Origin of the sequence: Nitrobacter sp. 62-13, from assembly GCF_001896955.1 — a bacterium.
Lineage (GTDB): Bacteria > Pseudomonadota > Alphaproteobacteria > Rhizobiales > Xanthobacteraceae > Nitrobacter.
Genome location: NZ_MKRN01000006.1, coordinates 21,201 through 38,459, shown reverse-complemented (window position 1 = coordinate 38,459; position 17,259 = coordinate 21,201). Strand labels below are relative to the sequence as shown.

Here is a 17,259-nt window from a genome sequence, read left to right as displayed (position 1 = left end):
GCTGGTCCAATCGACACCATTTTCGGTGGACCAAACGTCATTGAATAGCAGTTTATCGTATTGGGACGCGCCACCTAGAAGCCATAATTTTTCCCTGAATACGACGAGTGTTCCTCCTGCCCGCGGGCGCCATGGGGGACTAGGCTCGACTAATGCCCAATTCTGGCCATCAGCCGAAGACCAAATCTCGTTGATGGGATGAAATTTGGTTTCCTCTTCAATAAAACCTCCCATCCGCCACATACGCCCAGCGAAGGCGACGTTCATCGATTGCGCCGCTTGAGTCCAAGAAGACTGCTCAATTTCTTTATGCCAGGTTATGCCGTCACTTGTGCTCCAGCTATCACCAAGATCGATAACTTTCGGTGCTGATCCCCCTGTTAACCAGAGCCGATTATTGTAGACGATCAGACCAGCTCCATCCCGAGCCGACCACGGCGAAGCAGATTTTACTGGTATCCAAGCTGGGTCAGGGGCAGGACGGTAGGAGAGGGTCCAAACGATCCCACTTATTGCGCCGGCCCCTATTAGTGCACGGCGAGTTGGAAAAGCAGGGCGGCTCTTCTCATCGGTTTGTTCAGCATCGGCCACACTCATACCCGCTCGTTTGAATCATCCTATTGGTTAAAATGACCTATTGGATCGAATAACATAAACTTCAGCTCCGAAAAAGCTGCTCCAGGCAATAGTCGGCTAGCTGATGACCGTTTATTGCAAGCTGAAGGTGGCGTGAGCATGGACATACCGAGTGCTGGTGCTCGGCACTCACCAAATATCAGGACAACGACGGGAATCGTGAGCGGCGACGTTTTGCTGGGGAGTGTTGATAACCTCAGCATGCCACGAAGAACCCGGCGACGGCGAGACCGGACCAAAGCGGCTTACTGAGAGCGGACGATTTCTGGTTAAACGCGAAACCATCAAACAGTGCCGCTTGCTTCATCGAGAAGCGGCCGCCTAAAATGACCACCCCAATGGGCCAGATGGGTATTCGGCTTGAGGCTCCTCTTCGACGATGAGCATGGAGGTGCTGCGCTTCGAGCTGATGATAAACGTAGTCTGTGCGAAGAAAGCAGCCACAATTATCGGGGAAGGAACCGCGGCATGAAACATTATGCCGGACTTGATCTCTCGATAAAGGAGACATCGGTGTGCATCGTCTACGAGCCTGGGAAGCTGTGCCGGCGAGCTGAAGGTTCCTTACGCATCGAAAGCATTCAGCGGTAATATGCGTCGACTAGTAGCCAGCCGACCTCCGTCGGCATTCGCCTGAATACTGGTCCCGCGCGTTCCAGTTCATGACGCTCCGCTGATCGGTCACGGCACGGGCTCGATAAAGACTCTTTTGGAGCGCGAGGCCCGCCGGCAAGACCCTGACAGACGAGCAGATCGTCGCCAACTCGCACAACCAGCCGCTCTATTTCGCGATCGAGTGGGGCGCGATCGGAGTGATCCTGCTCTATGCGATGTGGATCACGCATTTTCTGATGTTCACGGAAACGCGCTGGATATCCTGGCTCGGAATCATCGTGGTGAGCCAGAATATCTTGGAATCGCTGTTTAATTCGCACCTCTCCGACTACGTCGAGGGCTGGATCTATGTGCTTGGAGTGGGCATTGCCGGTAGCCCTCCGGTGGCGGCCGCCTTGTGATGAGGGGCTGAAGAGCTGAAGTCCTAGGGATGATCCTAGGAGTATGCCTATGACGGTGCCGCGAGTGGAGGTGATCACGTCGGTTGAGCGACGTCGGCGGTGGTCGCGGGCGGAGAAGGAGCGCCTGGTTGCAGCGTCCTTCGAGCCCGGCGTGACGGCCTCGGAGGTTGCGCGATCGGCGGGCATTCACGTCAGCCAGCTGTTCCGATGGCGCAGGGACCTGTGCGGACGGGTTGATGTCGGCGCCACGCCGTTGGTCCCGGTCGAGATCGTTCCTGCTGGCGCCGCGCCGGACATTGAGCCGCCGCCGTCTTCGCCATCGGTAGGTGGCAAGCGCCGTCGCCGGGGCGGGATCATCGAGATCGAGCTTGGCGGTAAGCGTCGTGTCCGGGTTGATCGCGATGTCGATGCTGAAGCACTGCGTCGGGTCCTGGATGCGCTCGGCTCGCGATGATCCCGATTCCGAGCGGCGTGCGAGTGTGGCTGGCGACCGGCCACACCGACATGAGAAAGGGCTTTCCGGGCCTGGCGCTGGTGGTGCAGGAGACGTTGAAGCGTGATCCGCATGGCGGCCACCTGTTCGTCTTCCGCGGCCGCCGTGGCGACCTGATCAAGGTTCTGTGGCACGACGGCCAGGGTGCCTGCCTGTTCTCGAAGCGGCTGGAGCGTGGACGCTTCCTTTGGCCTGTTCCCGTCGATGGTGTTGTGACGATCACCCCGGCGCAGCTCGGCTACCTGCTCGAAGGCATCGACTGGCGCATACCGCAGAAGACGTGGCGTCCGACGGCGACCGGCTGACGACTTTGGTCTTGCACATGGTGGTGGATGTGATTCCATCATCGTGTGTCCGACGCTGAATCGCTCCCATCCGACCTTGCCGCCGCGCACGCCATGATCCTGGCGGAACGTGCTGCGCGCATCGAGGCCGAGGCGGCGGCTGCCCGTGCGGCGGCGGTCAGTTCCGGGACGGAGGCGCTGATTGCCCGGCTGAAGCTGGAGATCGAGAAGCTCCGGCGCGAGCTTTATGGCAGCCGTTCGGAACGCAAGGCGAGGCTGCTCGAGCAGATGGAGCTTCAGCTCGAGGATCTTGAAGCCGACGCCACCGAGGACGAACTCGCCGCCGAGAGAGCGCCGCGCTGCACGGTGGTGCAATCGTTCGAGCGCCAGCGGCCGTCGCGCAAGCCGTTCCCCGAGCACCTGCCGCGCGAGCGCATCGTCATCGCCGCTCCCGAGAGTTGTCCCTGCTGCGGCTCGACGAAGCTGTCGAAGCTGGGTGAGGACGTCACCGAGACGCTGGAGGTGATCCCGCGCCAGTGGAAGGTCATGCAGACGGTGCGCGAGAAGTTCTCGTGCCGGCAGTGCGAGACCATCACACAGCCGCCGGCGCCGTTCCATGTGACGCCGCGCGGCTTCGCCGGACCGAACCTGCTGGCCATGGTGCTATTCGAGAAGTTCGGCCAGCATCAGCCGCTGAACCGGCAGAGTGAACGCTATGCCCGGGAGGGCATCGATCTCAGCCTGTCGACGCTGGCCGATCAGGTCGGTGCATGCGCGACAGCGCTACGTCCGCTGCATGCTTTGATCGAGCACCATGTGCTCTCGGCGGAGCGTCTTCACGGCGACGACACCACGGTGCCGATCCTGGCGAGGGGCAAGACCGCCACCGGCCGAGCCTGGGTCTACGTCCGCGACGACCAGCCCTTCGGCGGCACATCACCACCGGCAGCATTGTTCTACGCGTCCCGTGATCGGTCCGGCGATCATCCCGGACGGCACCTGCAGCAGTTCACCGGCATCCTGCAGGCCGACGCTTATGCTGGTTACAACCGGCTCTATCTTCCTGACCGGAAGCCAGGTCCGATAAAGGAGGCGCTGTGCTGGGCTCATGCGCGGCGCAAGTTCTTCGTGCTCGCCGACATCGCCGTCAATGCACGGCGCGGCAGGAATGCGATGCCGATCTCGCCGATCGCCTTCGAAGCCGTCAGACGCATTGATCTCCTGTTCCACGTCGAGCGCGACGTCAACGGGCTTGCCGCAGCCGAACGCCTTGCCGTGCGTCAGGAGCGGAGCGCGTCGCCCGTCGCCGAACTCGAAGCATGGATGCGCGGCGAACGGGCCAAACTCTCGCGCCATGCGCACGTCGCGCAGGCCATCGACTACATGCTCAAGCGTTGGGACGGCTTTACGCGCTTCCTCCAAGACGGGCGCGTCTGCCTCACGAATAACGCCGCCGAACGAGCGTTGCGCGGCCTCGCTCTCGGCCGTAAGGCGTGGCTCTTCGCCGGTTCAGACCGTGGCGCCGATCGCGCCGCCATCATGTACACGCTGATCGGCACCGCAAAGCTCAATGACGTCGATCCGCAGGCTTGGCTCGCCGATGTCCTCGCCCGCATCGCCGAAACGCAACAGAACCAGCTCGCAGACCTCCTGCCGTGGAATTGGAGGCGGGACACCATCACTGCAAAAGCAGCCTGACCGTGGTACTCACCGGATGGTTACCATTGCCGCTGGCATGGTTTCGAAGTTTCGTAAACCGTCCCCAATTGTCGCCTCCGCCGCTTGATGCGCCGCCGCGTCGAATCATCTCGATGCGGCTGATCTGGCCCCTGATGCAAGCGCCCTGGAAATCCAGTCAGTGGCTATAAATCTGGCAAATGGAGCTTTCCGCGGCAGCAGATCCTCTGCATGATTCTTGGGCGTCCGGCAGACGCCGGAGCAATCTGAACAAACCTTCTCGCTGAAACCACGTGCTTTCCACAATAGAACAAACGCAACGCGAAAGGTGTCGCAGATCGAGTTCAGCAGAGGAATAGGAGCGGCCAGACAGACCCGCTGATGATTCCTCTTCCCTGGCTGCATCGATTTCGCCACCCCGTACCATCGTTTGTCCTAGTTCCAGGCATACTGCTTATCGGATCATTGCACGTGCAGAGCATGCACCCGCGGACAGGCGAGACGAACAACAATGGTCGCAACGAAATAGGTGACGATGTGCTCGAGGCGATTGTTGAACGCTGTCTGAACCAACGATCCGCGATGGAGTAGATCAGCGGTCCCTTGGGTATTTTCTCGACCAATGCCGGAATGGAGCTTCACGTTGTCCCGGGACCCGGCGTGCTGGATCACTGCGCCGCAGACTACCGGCGAGTATAATCACGGCTATCGGATTTCAGAATCGCGAACAAGCCATCGCCCTGCAACACGCTATGATGGCCTTATCACGGGGCATTCTGTAACGCAGCGTGAGCTTCCACCTCCATCTCACCCTTGGACGTGAGTTCGTAGAGGTCGCCGTCCTTCAAAACGTATCCTTCCATCACCAGTTCATCCACCGCAGCTTGCCGCTCGTCGAAGGCTATGGATGCGCTGATGTCTTTAAGCAGCGCAATTTGCTCGTCCTTAAGCATTTAGATGTTCCTCCACTTAAGCCAGGAACGTCGGCTTGCCCTTTAGGTTCCGCTGGGAGGCCGCCCGGCCTCTCGGCCATCGCCTTCGTCGCGGTTGTTTCGCTCGCAGCCCCCGCTTCCGCTCACGGCGCTCATGGTGGGAACGGCGGCCATTTCGGTGGTCACTTCGGCGGCCATCACTTCCGTCACTTCGGACACCACTTCCACGGCGACCGGTTCTTCCGCGCCACTTATGCGGGGAATCCTTGCTATCGCACCGTCTTCACCGAATTCGGTCCGCGCACGGTCGATATCTGCGAGTAACTTCACGGAGCGCCCCGGTCCACCCCGGGGCGCCGGCCCCTAAGGCACGGCCGAGCACTAGAAGTTGCTCGCGATAATCGAATAGGAATGCCCAGAAAAGTATGGACCAGCCTCCCAGGCAGAGAAAGTCACCGCGAGTATCCGTAACCGCGGATCATCTCCCGGGCGTGTTCGCGTGCGCTCAGCAAACCCAAATCCCTGTCACTGCCGGTATTCTTTTAGCAGACTCATCCGCGTCACCGGGCCATTGCTGCGCCATCCGCAAGCAATCTGCTTCCAATCCAGTCGTCCAATCCACGTGTCTCATTACGAACGGGCTGAGGTTCGAAGCCGCTCGAGCTCAAGTCCGCGTTAATCAGCCGCACCAGGTCGCACTCAATCTGGCACGAAGGAACTCCGCGGAACCTGAGCCGTTTCTACTTCTTTTTCCAACCGGGAGACGCGAGCGTGAACCGACGGCAATTTCTTGGCGCGTCGGCTGCTGTTTCAGCTGCCACTATACTGCCGCTTGCAGCCAAAGCCCAAGCGGGCTCTACCCCGCCCTTCAGTGCCGCCTATGTGCGCGAGCTTGCCCGGAGTCTTGCGACAAAGCCATTCCAACCTCCCGACGAAAAGCTGCCGGACGCGCTGAAAAACCTCAACTACGACCAATACCGGTCCATTCGCTTTGCGCCGGAGAAGGCGCTGTGGCGTGACGAGAAGCTGCCGTTCGAGGTGCAATTTTTCCACCGCGGCTTCTTCTACAAGAACCGGGTGGACATCTTCCAGGTGGCGAATAGAACCGTCATGCCGGTCCCGTACCGGCGCGACGACTTCTCGTTCGGCGACGGTCTCGGACAATGGCCGGAGGGTGACATCGGGTTTGCCGGATTTCGCATCCACGCTCCGATCAACAGACCGGATTACTACGACGAAGTCTGTGTGTTCCTCGGCGCCAGCTACTTCCGAGCGGTCGCGAAGGGACAGACTTACGGTCTGTCCGCGCGCGGGCTCGCGATCGATACCGGCGAAAGCAACGGCGAAGAGTTCCCGTTCTTCAAGGCTTTCTGGCTGGAGAAGCCGGAGCCCAATGCCTCCTCGATCGTGGTCCATGCGCTGCTGGACAGCAAGAGCGCCGCGGCAAGCTATCGCTTCACCATCCGACCTGGTGAAACCACGGTTTTCGACGTCGAGATGGCGCTCTACCCGCGCGTGGACGTGGAGCATGCCGGGCTCGCGCCGATGACCAGTATGTTCTTCTTCGGACCAAACGACCGCAAGGATTTCGACGACTTCCGCCCCGCGGTTCACGATTCCGATGGACTGGCGATCTTCAACGGACGAGGCGAGCAGCTCTGGCGCCCGCTGAACAATCCGCACGATCTGCAGGTGAGCAGTTTCGCCGACCTCAATCCGGGCGGCTTCGGCTTGATGCAGCGGGAGAGGAATTTCGCCGCCTATCAGGATCTCGAATCCAGCTTCGAACGACGCCCAAGCCTCTGGTTCGAGCCGATCGGCGATTGGGGCGAGGGGGCGGTCAAGTTGTTCGAGATCCCGACGAAGGAGGAGATCCACGACAACATCGCCGCATTCTGGCAGCCGAAGCAGCCGCTGGCGGCGAAGAGCGAGCATATCTTCACCTATCGCCTGCACTGGGGGCCGGATGCACCGAAACCCCAGGCGCTCGCGCGATTCACCCGAACGGGAGTCGGCAGCCGCGGCGAGGACAGCAAGCTGTTCGTCCTCGAGCTAATGGGCGATCAACTCAAAACCGTCGATCCCAAGGCGATCAAGGGGGTCGTCACCGCAGAAAAATCGGAGATCAGCAACGTCGTGACGCAACCCAACCCCGCAACAGGCGGTTGGCGTCTGAGCTTCCAGTGCTCGGTCAAGGGCCAGACCGCGATCGAGCTGCGCGCCTTTTTGGCGCAGAACGAGGCGCCGATCTCGGAGGTGTGGGTTTATCGATGGACGCCTTGAAGCAATCACCGGCTCCGCGCCGCGCCGTCGGCCGCCGGTTTCTGCCGCCGGAACGGCCGCTCTCGATGGTTCCGAGCCGGCTGGACCGCACGGCAGATGCCGGGCGCGCGCCCTCCCGTTCAACGCCCGCTTCGACATTGCGCCGTCTCGTCATCTTCCTCGGGACGGCCCTGCTGACGCTGGCGGGCGGCTACGGCATGTACGACGTTGTCAAAGTCGGCGGCGTGACCGTCCTCGAGGCGCTGCTGCTCGGTCTCTTCCTCGTGCTTCTTGCCTGGGTCGCCTTCTCCTTCATGTCCGCGCTGGCCGGGTTTTTCGTCCTGCTGATGCGCGGGACGCCAGGTCTGCCGGTCGAAGCTAGCGGCCCGTTGCCTGACGTAACCGCGCGCACGGCGATGCTGATGCCGACCTATAACGAGGACCCTCATCATCTGATGGCGCGGCTGCGCGCAATGTATGAATCCGTCGAAGCGACCGGATCTGGAGAGAAGTTCGACTGGTTCCTGCTGAGCGACACGACCGACCCGGACATCTGGATCTGTGAAGAAATGACGTTCATTCGGCTGCGCCAAGCCATCAGCGCCGACCGGTTGTACTACCGGCACCGCTCCGACAATACGGCACGGAAGTCGGGCAACATTGCCGACTGGGTCAGGAGATTCGGCGCAGCCTACGACCACATGATCGTTCTCGACGCGGACAGCCTCATGGAGGGCGATACAATCGTCCGCCTCGTCAAGGCGATGGAATCCCATCCCGCCGCCGCTCTGATCCAGTCCCAGCCGGTGATCGTCAACGCGCGCACATTGTTCAGCAGGCTGCAGCAGTTCTCGGGACGCGTGTACGGACCCATCATCGCAGCCGGCAATGCCTGGTGGCACGGCGGCGACAGCAATTATTGGGGCCACAACGCCATTATCCGGTTGCGAGCCTTCGCCGCGGACGCAGGCCTGCCGGAGCTCAACGGTCGCAAGCCTTTCGGGGGCCATATTCTAAGCCACGATTTCGTCGAGGCTGCGTTGATGCGCCGCTCCGGCTGGGCGATCTACATGGCGCCGAGCCTGCGCGGCAGCTTCGAAGAAGTCCCCCCATCGGTGCTGGACTTTGCGGCGAGAGACCGCCGCTGGTGCCAAGGCAACCTTCAGCACCTCGCGGTCGTGCCGGCACGCCGGCTGCACTGGGTGTCCCGGCTGCATCTGCTCACAGGCATCGGCTCTTACCTCACCGCGCCGCTGTGGCTTCTGTTCCTGGTGCTTGGCTTGCTCATTTCACTGCAGGCGCACTTCATCCGACCCGAATACTTTCCGAAGGGATTCAGCTTGTTTCCCAGCTGGCCGCAACAAGACCCGGTGCTTGCGGCCTGGGTCTTCGCCGCGACGATGGGACTTCTGATCCTGCCTAAACTGCTGGCTTATCTGGCGCTGATCAGCAGTCGTGATGAGCGCGTCGGCTTTGCCGGCAGCCCTCGCGTCCTGGCCGGGGTCCTTTGCGAGACGATCCTTGCGGCCTTGATCGCGCCCTGCATGATGATCTTCCAGACCCGGTCGGTCGTGGAAATTCTCCTCGGCCGCGATGCGGGATGGCAGGTGCAGCGCCGAAGCGATGGACAGCTTGCACGCGGAGAAATCTATCGCAAGCTCGCCGGGCCGACGCTCTGCGGCCTAATCCTCTCACTGAGTGCTTATGCTGTCTCTTTGCCGCTGCTGCTGTGGATGTCACCGGTCGTGCTCGGTCTTCTGCTTTCAATCCCCTTGGGACTGATCACCTCGTCGCGATTGAAGGCGCCCGGCGTTTTTGCAACGCCTGAAACCAACAGCCCGCCTGCTGTGGTGCTTCGTGCGAACGAATTGGCCGCTTCTAAGCCTACTGAACTGGCCGGAGCTCTTCAGCAGTTACGCCGAGATCCGGAGTTACTGGCCGCGCATTTGGGCTCGCTTGCGGTTGCGAGCCCCCGCAAGCTTGGCCCGGTCCAAGTGCCTCTTGCGACGGCACGCGCCAAGGTCGAGCAATGCGAAAACTTCGAGGACGCCACCACATGGCTCGACAAGGCCGAATTGCGCGCCGTCCTTGGCGATCCCACGCTGCTGAAGAGGGTCCTTGAGATGCCTCCCAGTAGTCAAATGTAGGATGGCTTGGCATTCCGCTTCCTGTGCGAGGGCGCCGTGTTCTCCCGAGCCGATGAACACATCGAGGCTCTCCCAACCGGCGCATCGGAAAGAGATTAGTGCCCATAGTGGCTCCCTAGGTCCGCCCTGGCCCAAAGGCGGACATCGAGGCGCGTGACCAGATCCGGACAGTCACGGCCACTAGCGGGGCAAGTGGATGCCTGGGATAGGCGGCCGAGCCGACCAAGGATGATTGACGCCGACAGAGTCGCGACACTATCCAGGCAGGTGGAGCAGCCCGCCGCGCTGGAAGGCTGCTTCCAGGCCATGGGCAATGATAATTCCAATTTGCCTTAAGGCGTGAAACCGGCGGTAGCCGGAGCGAGGCTGCAGATGATCGACGATGATCCTGACATCGAGAAATCCCCACTCAGCGGCAAAGTTACGGCGTCACAGTGAGCGTTGAGATCTATCGCTTGGCCGGAGGCGAAGAGGGCTGGTCGCTTGAGGTTGTCGATCACGATGGCGGCTCGACCGTCTGGGAAGATCGGTTTGCTACCGATAGCGACGCCTACGCCGAATTCTATCAGACGCTCGAAACCGAAGGCATCAAGTCGTTCCTAGAGCAGCAGCCTGGATCGGCGAAGCATTAGATCGTATTCGCCTGAAGCGTCCGCCGGCTTATGGAAACGGCCTGAAGATGGAATGACCAAGCTAGTCCGCGCTGAGCGGGCTCGGCACAGTTCTCTCTCCATCTCCGTTCTGTTCTCAAAGAACGAATCGGAGCCAACAAATCAGCGCTGCTGAAGCTTTAAAAAAGGCTCACTGCGTATGTCCGGGTTCAACATTCTTCAGCATCTTCTCCTCCCGCAGCGCTTTCTGGACGTTGGTTGTGAGCGTCGGAGCGGACGGCATAAGAGGATGGCTGTTGGCCGGGGTGGAAGTGAGGGTGCGCTTTCGCTACGGCAATCGTTTTACGCAGAAACGCTCGAATTTCGGGATCGCATGAATTTTTGCCGAGACGATGAGTTTGTCTTTGTCAAATGCACACTGTTGATGGATGCCGATACCGAGCAGATCGCGTTTACGAAATGAACGTTCAAGGACTGCAATATTGACAGCCTCACCGCCAACGAAGCCCAAGGCGTAATTTCGAAGGAAAACACATTCGGGAGACCCCCTAGACGAACAGCGAAAAGAACGTCTGGCCGCAGTTTTAAGCAAGCGGCAAATTATTTCCGCCTAGCGCGAATGTGCTGCGACGAATTGGACCATTTTTCATTTGGGATTCGAACGGAATTGTGCGAGGTTGTCGGGCCGGCGGCGCGCCGGCCCAGGAACGATAATCCTTTGCCCTGCCATTCGTCGGCGGGGCTTTTTTTTAGTACTCGGCAGTATGATTTCCCCGAGTGTTGCATGCCCGCTACAGCAGCCTCTGAGGTTTTCTCATTAGAATACGAGCCATCGATTCCAACGTAGGGGCTTTCCTTATGAAGAAGATTTTTCTCACGACCGCAGCTGTGCTGATCAGTGCGTCCGCTGCTTCCGCCGCTGATCTGGCGGCGCGGCCCTACACCAAAGCGCCAGTCTACGCGCCGCCGGCGGCGGTCTACAACTGGACCGGCTTCTACATCGGCGGTCACGTCGGGGGTGCTTTCGGTGGCGACAACAACATCGCCGCTCCCGGTTTCACCGGCAATGGCAATGATGGCGTATTCATGGGCGGTGTGCAGGTTGGCTACGATACGCAGTTCGCGCCGAACTGGGTCTTCGGCCTCGAAGCCAATTACAGCTTCCTCGACACCAACGGCGACCCCTTCGTCAATCGCGGACTCGGTTCAGTCACTGGCCGCCTCGGCTACACTTGGGGTGGTCCGGCGCTGCTGTACGTCAAGGGCGGCTACGCCTGGGCCGACACCCGCAACACGGGCGGTTTTGGCGGCGGCACGTTTTCCGATACGCACATCGGCCGGGACGGCTACACTGTGGGTGCGGGTCTTGAATACCTGTTCACCCAGAACTGGTCGGGCAAGATCGAGTATCAGTACTACGACTTCGGTCACACGACCGCTATCTTCACCGACGCTGCTGGCGTTCCTACGGCCGTAGGTTTCCGCAACGACGAGCACACCATCAAGGTCGGCCTGAACTATCGCTTCAACTGGGGTGCCCCGGTCGGCCCGCATGCTCCGGGATACTGATTTTCGAAGACTATACTATCTCTAAGGATGCCCCTGGGGGTCAGTCGTGAGACTGGCCCCTTCTATTTATTGCGCCCACGACCCTTCCATCGCCCCGCCCCCTCCTCGCCCCTTTCACCAAACGCTCCCGCTTCAACGGAAATCGTAACGACGTTTGCTCCCCGTCCAATGCAAAATGGCCTGCACCACCTTGGGGCTCGGCGTTCGCGATCTTGCTGAAATGGCAAAGCTTCCCTCACGGGGTTGTACTCGACGGTCGGTGGCTTAGGCAGGCATGGACTGATCGCAGTGCCCGGGAGTCGCTCGGCGAACAGCGGACCGAATCGTCTTAGCTCAGTCCTTGCTTTGTTTCTCTCGCCACTCTCGCTCGGGCGCGGCGTTCCTCAGGGTGAAGCGACGGATTTTGGGGGCGGACACGAACATCGTCGTCGAGATCGCGCGGAAGATCGCCGGCCAGGTCGGCTTCGTCGCTCTGCCGCGTCGATGGGTGGTTGAGCGCTTCTTCGCCTGGATCAGCCGAAATCGAAGGCTTGCGAAAGATTTCGAAGCGACAATGCACTCAGCCAGAGCCTTCCTACGTCGCCTCGATCATACTGCGCGCTCGCCGTATCGCCAGGGAAACCTGAATTTCGAACCCGACTCTTAGCCCTGATGGCGCAGACGGTATTAGCTGATCGACGGCCTTTGAAAGTCCTTGGTTGAGCAACACATGAAAGGGCTCCGCAAAGGGCTCCGTGATCGCCGCAGAAACGGATGGCAATGAGCGTGAAGGTCGATCGTTGCCCTTCGGAAATCGATGGACGCAAAGGTCGCCAAGAGATATTCTGAGTTGTCTTGAAGACTAAAAGCCGCTCTCGTCACGCGCCGAGGAGCATTGCTTGCCACGCCGCAATGCATCAGCAGAGTTGAGCTTCGTCTCGATGCAAGCGCGGTCTCTTTCTGTTGGGAGCAGCCGTGAAAAATCCGGTTATTGCATCTGACGTGACGGCCGAGCCGGCGGGCAACGCCAGGGTTCTGTGGATATCGTCTTTGGCGTTTGCGCTCGGTTTTGCGGTGTGGGGAATGTTTGCCGCGCTCGCCCCTTTTTTAATCAAGTGGTACAATTTCAGCGCCACCCAGGTGCTTGTCCTGACGGCGATGGAGCCGTTTTTCGCGGCGGCGGTCAGCATCCCGCTCGGCGTCTTGACGGACAAGTTCGGTGGCCGGAGCGTTTTCACACTTCTACTTCTGAGTATCACCCTTCCCTTGCTTTTGGGGTACTTCGCCCAGGGCTATTATGCCTTTCTGGTGCTGGGGACGCTACTCGGACTGGGCGGCGCGAGCTTCGTCGTCGGCAACGCTCATGTAGCGTCCTGGTACCCCAAATCGAAGCAGGGTACAGCCCTTGGCATCTTTGGCATGGGCAACGTCGGAATCACCGTTGGCATGGTGACCGTCACGTTCCTGATTACCCGTGTCCTGAGCGGCCCGAACGGCTGGCGCCTGATCTTCCCCATCTTCGCCGTTGCTACCCTGTTGATGGCTCTGGTCTATTGGTTCTTTACCTCCGATCCGCCGAACAGGAAGCTCAAGAACACGTCGCTACGTGAAATCTTTGCCGTCTATCGTTCGGGCGCAGTGGTATGGCTGGTGCCGTACCTTTACTGGGTCTCGTTTGGCACCCTTACGTTCTTCGCGTCGGCAATGCCGATCTACCTGCTCGACCAGTGGCATGTGGACGCCATACGGGCATCCATGGTGTACACTCCGCCATTGGTGATCTGCGTTGCGCTCGCGCGGCCTGTGGGCGGCTGGCTTGCCGACCGCTTCGATGTCTTCACAACCATGAGCTGGCTGTTCGGCCTTATGGTCGTATTGGCGCTGCTCATGGCCCTGCAGATTTCACTGCACGTCGAGTTGTTCGCCATGTATGGGCTCGCGCTGCTGTCCGGCGCCGCCGCCGCAACGGTCATCAAGCTGATCCCGATGTACTTCGTGCACGTCGGTGCGGTCAGCGGATTGGCCAAGGCCGCCGGCGCGGCCTGTGGCTTCACCATGACGATCATCCTGGCTACCAGCAAGGAGCTTCTGGGTGGCTACACGCTCGGCTTTTCTATCTGGGCGCTGATGAACGTCGCCGCGCTCTATATCGTGCTTTCGCGAGTCGGCTTCAGGAATACAAAACCGCTCACTGAACAACCGCGCGGAACTCAAGAGATTCTAACGGCAACACCCAGCGCGTGATCGATCGACGCTAATGGAGAGCATTCCAGAGCCTTCCGCACTCTGCTCGTAGCCGACTTCCTGCCCTCACTGATGGAGGTATTAGATGTGCTTCCTTGCTGACGTTGCGGAACCTTTCAGTTATTCACGCGGGGACGTCGCGTTCGAACGCGAGCAGCGAGAAGACGAAGGCAAACACCACAACAACGAAACACGACAGCAGGCTACCTCTTTGGCGCGCAAAGTCGGTCGAAGGCGGCGCGCCGTACCCGTGCTGACATCGCTAATTGCGCTATGCGTGCTTGGCACCGCAATCATCGCCCAGGTCGCGCCGGCGTCAACACAGGCGCCGCCGCTACCTCCCACGCAGGAGAAGGCGCTGAAGCCAAAGGACATCTTTAAAGAATGTGCGAAGTGTCCGGAGATGGTGGTGGTGCCGGCCGGGAGTTTCACGATGGGATCGCCGCCAAGCGAACCGGGGCGTTCGGCCGAAGAAGGCCCGCAACATACGGTCACGATTGCTCGACCATTTGCGGTCGGCCGGTTTGAGGTGACCTTCGACGAATGGGATGCCTGCGTGGCCGATGGCGGCTGCAACGGCTACAAGCCCGCCGATGAAGGCTGGGGCCGTGGCCGCCGACCGGTGATCAACGTTTCCTGGGACGATGCCCAAACTTACATCGCGTGGCTGTCGAAAAAGACCGGCAAGTCCTATCGTCTGCTTTCGGGGGCCGAATACGAGTATGCGATGCGCGCCGGGACACAGACGGTCTATCCTTGGGGCAACACCATCGGCACAAACAACGCCAACTGCCACGCCTGTGGCAGCCGATGGGACGCCAAGCAAACCGCACCGGTCGGTTCGTTCGCAGCTAACGGGTACGGTCTCTATGACATGGTGGGCAATGTCCGAGAGTGGACGGAGGATTGTTATCACGACACTTACAATGGCGCACCGACGGATGGCTCGGCTTGGATCGAGGGCGGTAATTGTTATGACCGTGTCGTGCGTGGCGGATCGTTTCTTCTAGCTCCCGCCTTCCTCCGCTCGGCAAGCCGTTACTGGTTCACCTCCGACTATCGGCTCAGGTATCTTGGTTTTCGGGTCGCTCGGACGCTTGCACCTTAAATTTTGTAGCGGGACGCCCAGGTCGATACGAGGCCGTCAAACCCATAAATCGCTCCTCCGGGACGGGCTTTGCTAGAATTCGCTGTGCACCCATAGCGACCAAATCCGGCTCGCACGAGCGCATTGGTCAGCCCGGCCCCAAAGCGATTCCAAGTCCGAAAGAGCTCCTGAACCGTACTGACGAGAGCATAGGGGCTTTGGGATCATCTGGGTCGATTTGACACGTCTGGGACATTCTCTCCCTGCGGCCATCGCGGCCAAAATGAAGAACCTCGCAATTTCTTTGTGAAAAAGGCAGAAAACGTAGCTCGCGGCGAAGTGAGCCGAATATACTGGGCCTGATTCGAAGGCGCTGTATCCAATATTGGAGGGTCGAGATCCCCCGATCGATTAAGTCAACGCAGCTGCGATGCTCTCCAGAACTTGCCCGCTTTTTGGGTGAAGCTCCGCTGGTAGGCGACGAGAGGCAAGAGGACTACGATTCCTTCTTTGCCGCCGTCACCAGCAAGTTGGCGCAGCCTGACATCATCGATGAGCTTTATGTGAAGGACGTCGTGGACTTGTCTTGGCAAATCCGCCGCGAGCGTTTGATTTTGGCTGAGATCATAAGACTCCACCAAAGGGAAGTTGTCCTCGGCCTGTTGAAGACAAAACATAGCGAGCGTGACGGGCTTCCCGACACAAGAAACGCAATGTATCAGATTCTCGGCGCCGACCGCGACGCTCAGCGCTGGCTGGGTGATCCGACTGCCCGCGCGAAGATCGATGCCGACTTGAAGACGCAAGGGTATTCTCCGTCTACGGTTTTGGCCCAAGCCTATCTCAATGCTGCTGCCGAGATCGACAAGGTGGAGCAGCGCATTGCCTCATACGAAGCACGAAGAATGATGGCCCTTCGGGAAATTGAACATCGCAGCGAGAACTCGGCAAGGCAAGTGGAGCGAGCAACGTCCGCTATTATCGATGGCGAGTTCCGTGAGGCAGCGGAGTAGGATTCACAATGGCTTCAGCTCGACAGATCGCTGCCAACCGAAGGAATGCCCAAAAAAGTACCGGGCCAACCTCCAAAGCCGGCAGAAGACGGTCAGCAAAGAATGCACTTCGCCATGGATTGGCCAGCATCGATTCGCCATGCGCCCGTGAGATCGAAGAACTCGCGCACCTTCTTTCGCGGGAGGCGAGTCAAGCCGATCCAACGTTTGCCAGTTTTGACGCCGCTCACGCCCAGATGACACTGGTGCAAGTGAAGAAGGTTAAGGCTGCAATATTTGATCGCTTTTTCAAAAGTGATCGGACTATTGCGGACGCCCTTCGGTTGAATGCGGAGTTGAAGAAGATTGAACGATATGAGAAGCGAGCCTTTTCGCGGCGCAAGCGAGCCATTCAATCTCTGTGATTTGGCAGAACGAAGCCAATTTTTACAAATGAAATCAAAGCAAGTTTATGGGTGTTGCCAACAAGGAGCACGTCGAGGGCTGGATTTACGTGATCGGTGTCGGCGTTACCGCCGGCATGATGTCGAAGACCCGCAAACCGGTTGCCGTGCCTTCCCAGTTAAGATAGCACTGCGAGGTGGTGGTGGTGGACGTCGGTGCGGCGCGCAAGCCTCCCGACGCCTCCAAAGCTCAGGCAACCGCGACCTTCGGCGCCGCCGCAACGTCCCGTCCCTTGAGCACCTCCATGGCCGCCGCGACACCGCCGGCGCGATGCGGCATCTTGGCGATGTCGAGACTCATCTCGATGCCGGCCAGCGCTCCCATCAGCGTCAGATCGTTCATATGTCCGAGATGTCCGATGCGGAAAGCCTTGCCCTTGATCTTGTTGAGGCCGGCGCCGAGCGACATGTCGAAATTGTCGAGAACCACCTTGCGGAAGGCATCGGCATCGTGTCCGCCCGGCACCATCACCGCGGTCAGGGCCGGCGAATAAGCGTGCGGATCCTGGCAGACGAGTTCCAATCCCCACGCCTTGACGGCGGCGCGGGTCGCGGCGCCATGACGCTTGTGGCGGGCCCAGACGTTCTCCAGTCCCTCCTCCTCCATCATCGCGATCGCAACCTTCAAACCGTAAAGGAGATTGGTGGCCGGCGTGAACGGGAACGAGCCTTCCTTGTTGTTGGCGATCATGGCGTGCCAGTCCCAGTAGGCGCGCGTCGACGTATTCGCTTTCGACGCCGCCAGCGACTTTTCCGACAACGCGTTGAAACCGAGGCCGGGCGGCAGCATCATGCCTTTCTGGGAACCGGCGATCGACACGTCGATGCCCCAGGCGTCATGCTCATATTCGAGCGAGCCGAGGCCG

17 protein-coding genes and 1 pseudogene are annotated in these 17,259 nt (G+C 59.8%); 13 read left to right on the top strand and 5 right to left on the bottom strand.

What is annotated here, in order from left to right:
• On the bottom strand, positions 1–597 hold a 597-nt coding region (locus BGN91_RS01150), incomplete at its 3' end, for a hypothetical protein (RefSeq protein ID WP_292610129.1).
• Between the two features lie 851 nt (positions 598–1,448).
• Between BGN91_RS01150 and BGN91_RS01145 the strand changes: the two genes are divergently transcribed.
• The 4 genes from BGN91_RS01145 (at position 1,449) to BGN91_RS01130 (ending at position 4,127) form a co-directional block, all read left to right on the top strand.
• Positions 1,449–1,652, top strand: coding sequence for a hypothetical protein (locus BGN91_RS01145; protein WP_292610128.1), 204 nt, complete (start codon positions 1,449–1,451; stop codon positions 1,650–1,652).
• A gap of 49 nt (positions 1,653–1,701) precedes the next feature.
• Positions 1,702–2,106 carry a transposase gene (locus BGN91_RS01140; protein WP_292610127.1) on the top strand — a complete coding sequence of 135 codons (405 nt, stop codon included), beginning with the start codon at positions 1,702–1,704 and terminating at the stop codon, positions 2,104–2,106.
• Positions 2,103–2,450, top strand: a complete 348-nt coding sequence (gene tnpB / locus BGN91_RS01135; RefSeq protein ID WP_292610126.1) for an IS66 family insertion sequence element accessory protein TnpB — start codon at positions 2,103–2,105, stop codon at positions 2,448–2,450. The genes BGN91_RS01140 and tnpB overlap by 4 nt, the downstream gene beginning before the upstream one ends.
• 93 nt (positions 2,451–2,543) lie before the next feature.
• Positions 2,544–4,127 carry an IS66 family transposase gene (locus BGN91_RS01130; protein WP_292610132.1) on the top strand — a complete coding sequence of 528 codons (1,584 nt, stop codon included), beginning with the start codon at positions 2,544–2,546 and terminating at the stop codon, positions 4,125–4,127.
• A 743-nt stretch (positions 4,128–4,870) separates the two neighbouring features.
• Here BGN91_RS01130 and BGN91_RS01125 read toward each other — a convergent pair.
• Together BGN91_RS01125 and BGN91_RS01120 are read right to left on the bottom strand one after the other, a co-directional pair.
• Positions 4,871–5,059, bottom strand: a complete 189-nt coding sequence (locus BGN91_RS01125; RefSeq protein WP_292610125.1) for a hypothetical protein — start codon at positions 5,057–5,059, stop codon at positions 4,871–4,873.
• Positions 5,060–5,101: 42 nt separating this feature from the next.
• The gene (locus BGN91_RS01120) at positions 5,102–5,368 is read right to left on the bottom strand and encodes a hypothetical protein (RefSeq protein ID WP_292610124.1); all 267 of its coding nucleotides are present in this window, start codon (positions 5,366–5,368) and stop codon (positions 5,102–5,104) included.
• A gap of 441 nt (positions 5,369–5,809) precedes the next feature.
• Here BGN91_RS01120 and BGN91_RS01115 point away from each other — a divergent pair, with 441 nt between their 5' ends.
• The 3 genes from BGN91_RS01115 to BGN91_RS01105 all read left to right on the top strand — a co-directional run bounded on the left by BGN91_RS01115 (position 5,810) and on the right by BGN91_RS01105 (position 10,079).
• On the top strand, positions 5,810–7,321 hold the full coding sequence (locus tag BGN91_RS01115; protein ID WP_292610123.1) for a glucan biosynthesis protein G: 1,512 nt from the start codon (positions 5,810–5,812) through the stop codon (positions 7,319–7,321).
• Complete coding sequence (gene mdoH, locus BGN91_RS01110; RefSeq protein WP_292610122.1) at positions 7,309–9,447, top strand: glucans biosynthesis glucosyltransferase MdoH; 2,139 nt, start codon at positions 7,309–7,311, stop codon at positions 9,445–9,447. The genes BGN91_RS01115 and mdoH overlap by 13 nt, the downstream gene beginning before the upstream one ends.
• 434 nt (positions 9,448–9,881) lie before the next feature.
• Positions 9,882–10,079, top strand: a complete 198-nt coding sequence (locus BGN91_RS01105; protein WP_366408159.1) for a hypothetical protein — start codon at positions 9,882–9,884, stop codon at positions 10,077–10,079.
• A 307-nt stretch (positions 10,080–10,386) separates the two neighbouring features.
• Here BGN91_RS01105 and BGN91_RS01100 read toward each other — a convergent pair whose 3' ends face one another.
• Entirely contained in the window at positions 10,387–10,569 is a 183-nt protein-coding gene (locus BGN91_RS01100) for a hypothetical protein (protein WP_292610121.1), read from the bottom strand.
• Between the two features lie 347 nt (positions 10,570–10,916).
• Between BGN91_RS01100 and BGN91_RS01095 the strand changes: the two genes are divergently transcribed.
• From BGN91_RS01095 to BGN91_RS01070, 6 genes and pseudogenes are all read left to right on the top strand, one after another.
• Complete coding sequence (locus BGN91_RS01095) at positions 10,917–11,627, top strand: outer membrane beta-barrel protein (protein WP_292610120.1); 711 nt, start codon at positions 10,917–10,919, stop codon at positions 11,625–11,627.
• Positions 11,628–12,087: 460 nt separating this feature from the next.
• Positions 12,088–12,253, top strand: a pseudogene (locus tag BGN91_RS01090) (IS5/IS1182 family transposase); the annotation flags it as partial.
• A 328-nt stretch (positions 12,254–12,581) separates the two neighbouring features.
• Positions 12,582–13,850: an MFS transporter gene (locus tag BGN91_RS01085; protein ID WP_292610119.1), complete on the top strand. Its 1,269-nt coding sequence runs from the start codon at positions 12,582–12,584 to the stop codon at positions 13,848–13,850.
• An 85-nt stretch (positions 13,851–13,935) separates the two neighbouring features.
• The gene (locus BGN91_RS01080; RefSeq protein WP_292610118.1) at positions 13,936–14,958 is read left to right on the top strand and encodes a formylglycine-generating enzyme family protein; all 1,023 of its coding nucleotides are present in this window, start codon (positions 13,936–13,938) and stop codon (positions 14,956–14,958) included.
• A 434-nt stretch (positions 14,959–15,392) separates the two neighbouring features.
• Positions 15,393–15,950, top strand: a complete 558-nt coding sequence (locus BGN91_RS01075) for a hypothetical protein (RefSeq protein ID WP_292610117.1) — start codon at positions 15,393–15,395, stop codon at positions 15,948–15,950.
• A gap of 8 nt (positions 15,951–15,958) precedes the next feature.
• Positions 15,959–16,354 carry a hypothetical protein gene (locus BGN91_RS01070; protein ID WP_292610116.1) on the top strand — a complete coding sequence of 132 codons (396 nt, stop codon included), beginning with the start codon at positions 15,959–15,961 and terminating at the stop codon, positions 16,352–16,354.
• A gap of 229 nt (positions 16,355–16,583) precedes the next feature.
• Here the strand turns inward: BGN91_RS01070 and BGN91_RS01065 are convergent.
• Positions 16,584–17,259: aminotransferase class V-fold PLP-dependent enzyme (locus BGN91_RS01065; protein ID WP_292610115.1), on the bottom strand; the 676-nt coding region annotated here is incomplete at its 5' end.

Coding starts and splice junctions, on each gene's coding strand:
- BGN91_RS01070 (WP_292610116.1), top strand. CDS start 15,959: ATGGCTTCAGCTCGACAGATCGCTGCCAACCGAAGGAATGCCCAAAAA.
- BGN91_RS01140 (WP_292610127.1), top strand. CDS start 1,702: ATGACGGTGCCGCGAGTGGAGGTGATCACGTCGGTTGAGCGACGTCGG.
- mdoH (WP_292610122.1), top strand. CDS start 7,309: ATGGACGCCTTGAAGCAATCACCGGCTCCGCGCCGCGCCGTCGGCCGC.
- BGN91_RS01080 (WP_292610118.1), top strand. CDS start 13,936: ATGTGCTTCCTTGCTGACGTTGCGGAACCTTTCAGTTATTCACGCGGG.
- BGN91_RS01130 (WP_292610132.1), top strand. CDS start 2,544: ATGATCCTGGCGGAACGTGCTGCGCGCATCGAGGCCGAGGCGGCGGCT.
- tnpB (WP_292610126.1), top strand. CDS start 2,103: ATGATCCCGATTCCGAGCGGCGTGCGAGTGTGGCTGGCGACCGGCCAC.
- BGN91_RS01125 (WP_292610125.1), bottom strand. CDS start 5,059: ATGCTTAAGGACGAGCAAATTGCGCTGCTTAAAGACATCAGCGCATCC.
- BGN91_RS01095 (WP_292610120.1), top strand. CDS start 10,917: ATGAAGAAGATTTTTCTCACGACCGCAGCTGTGCTGATCAGTGCGTCC.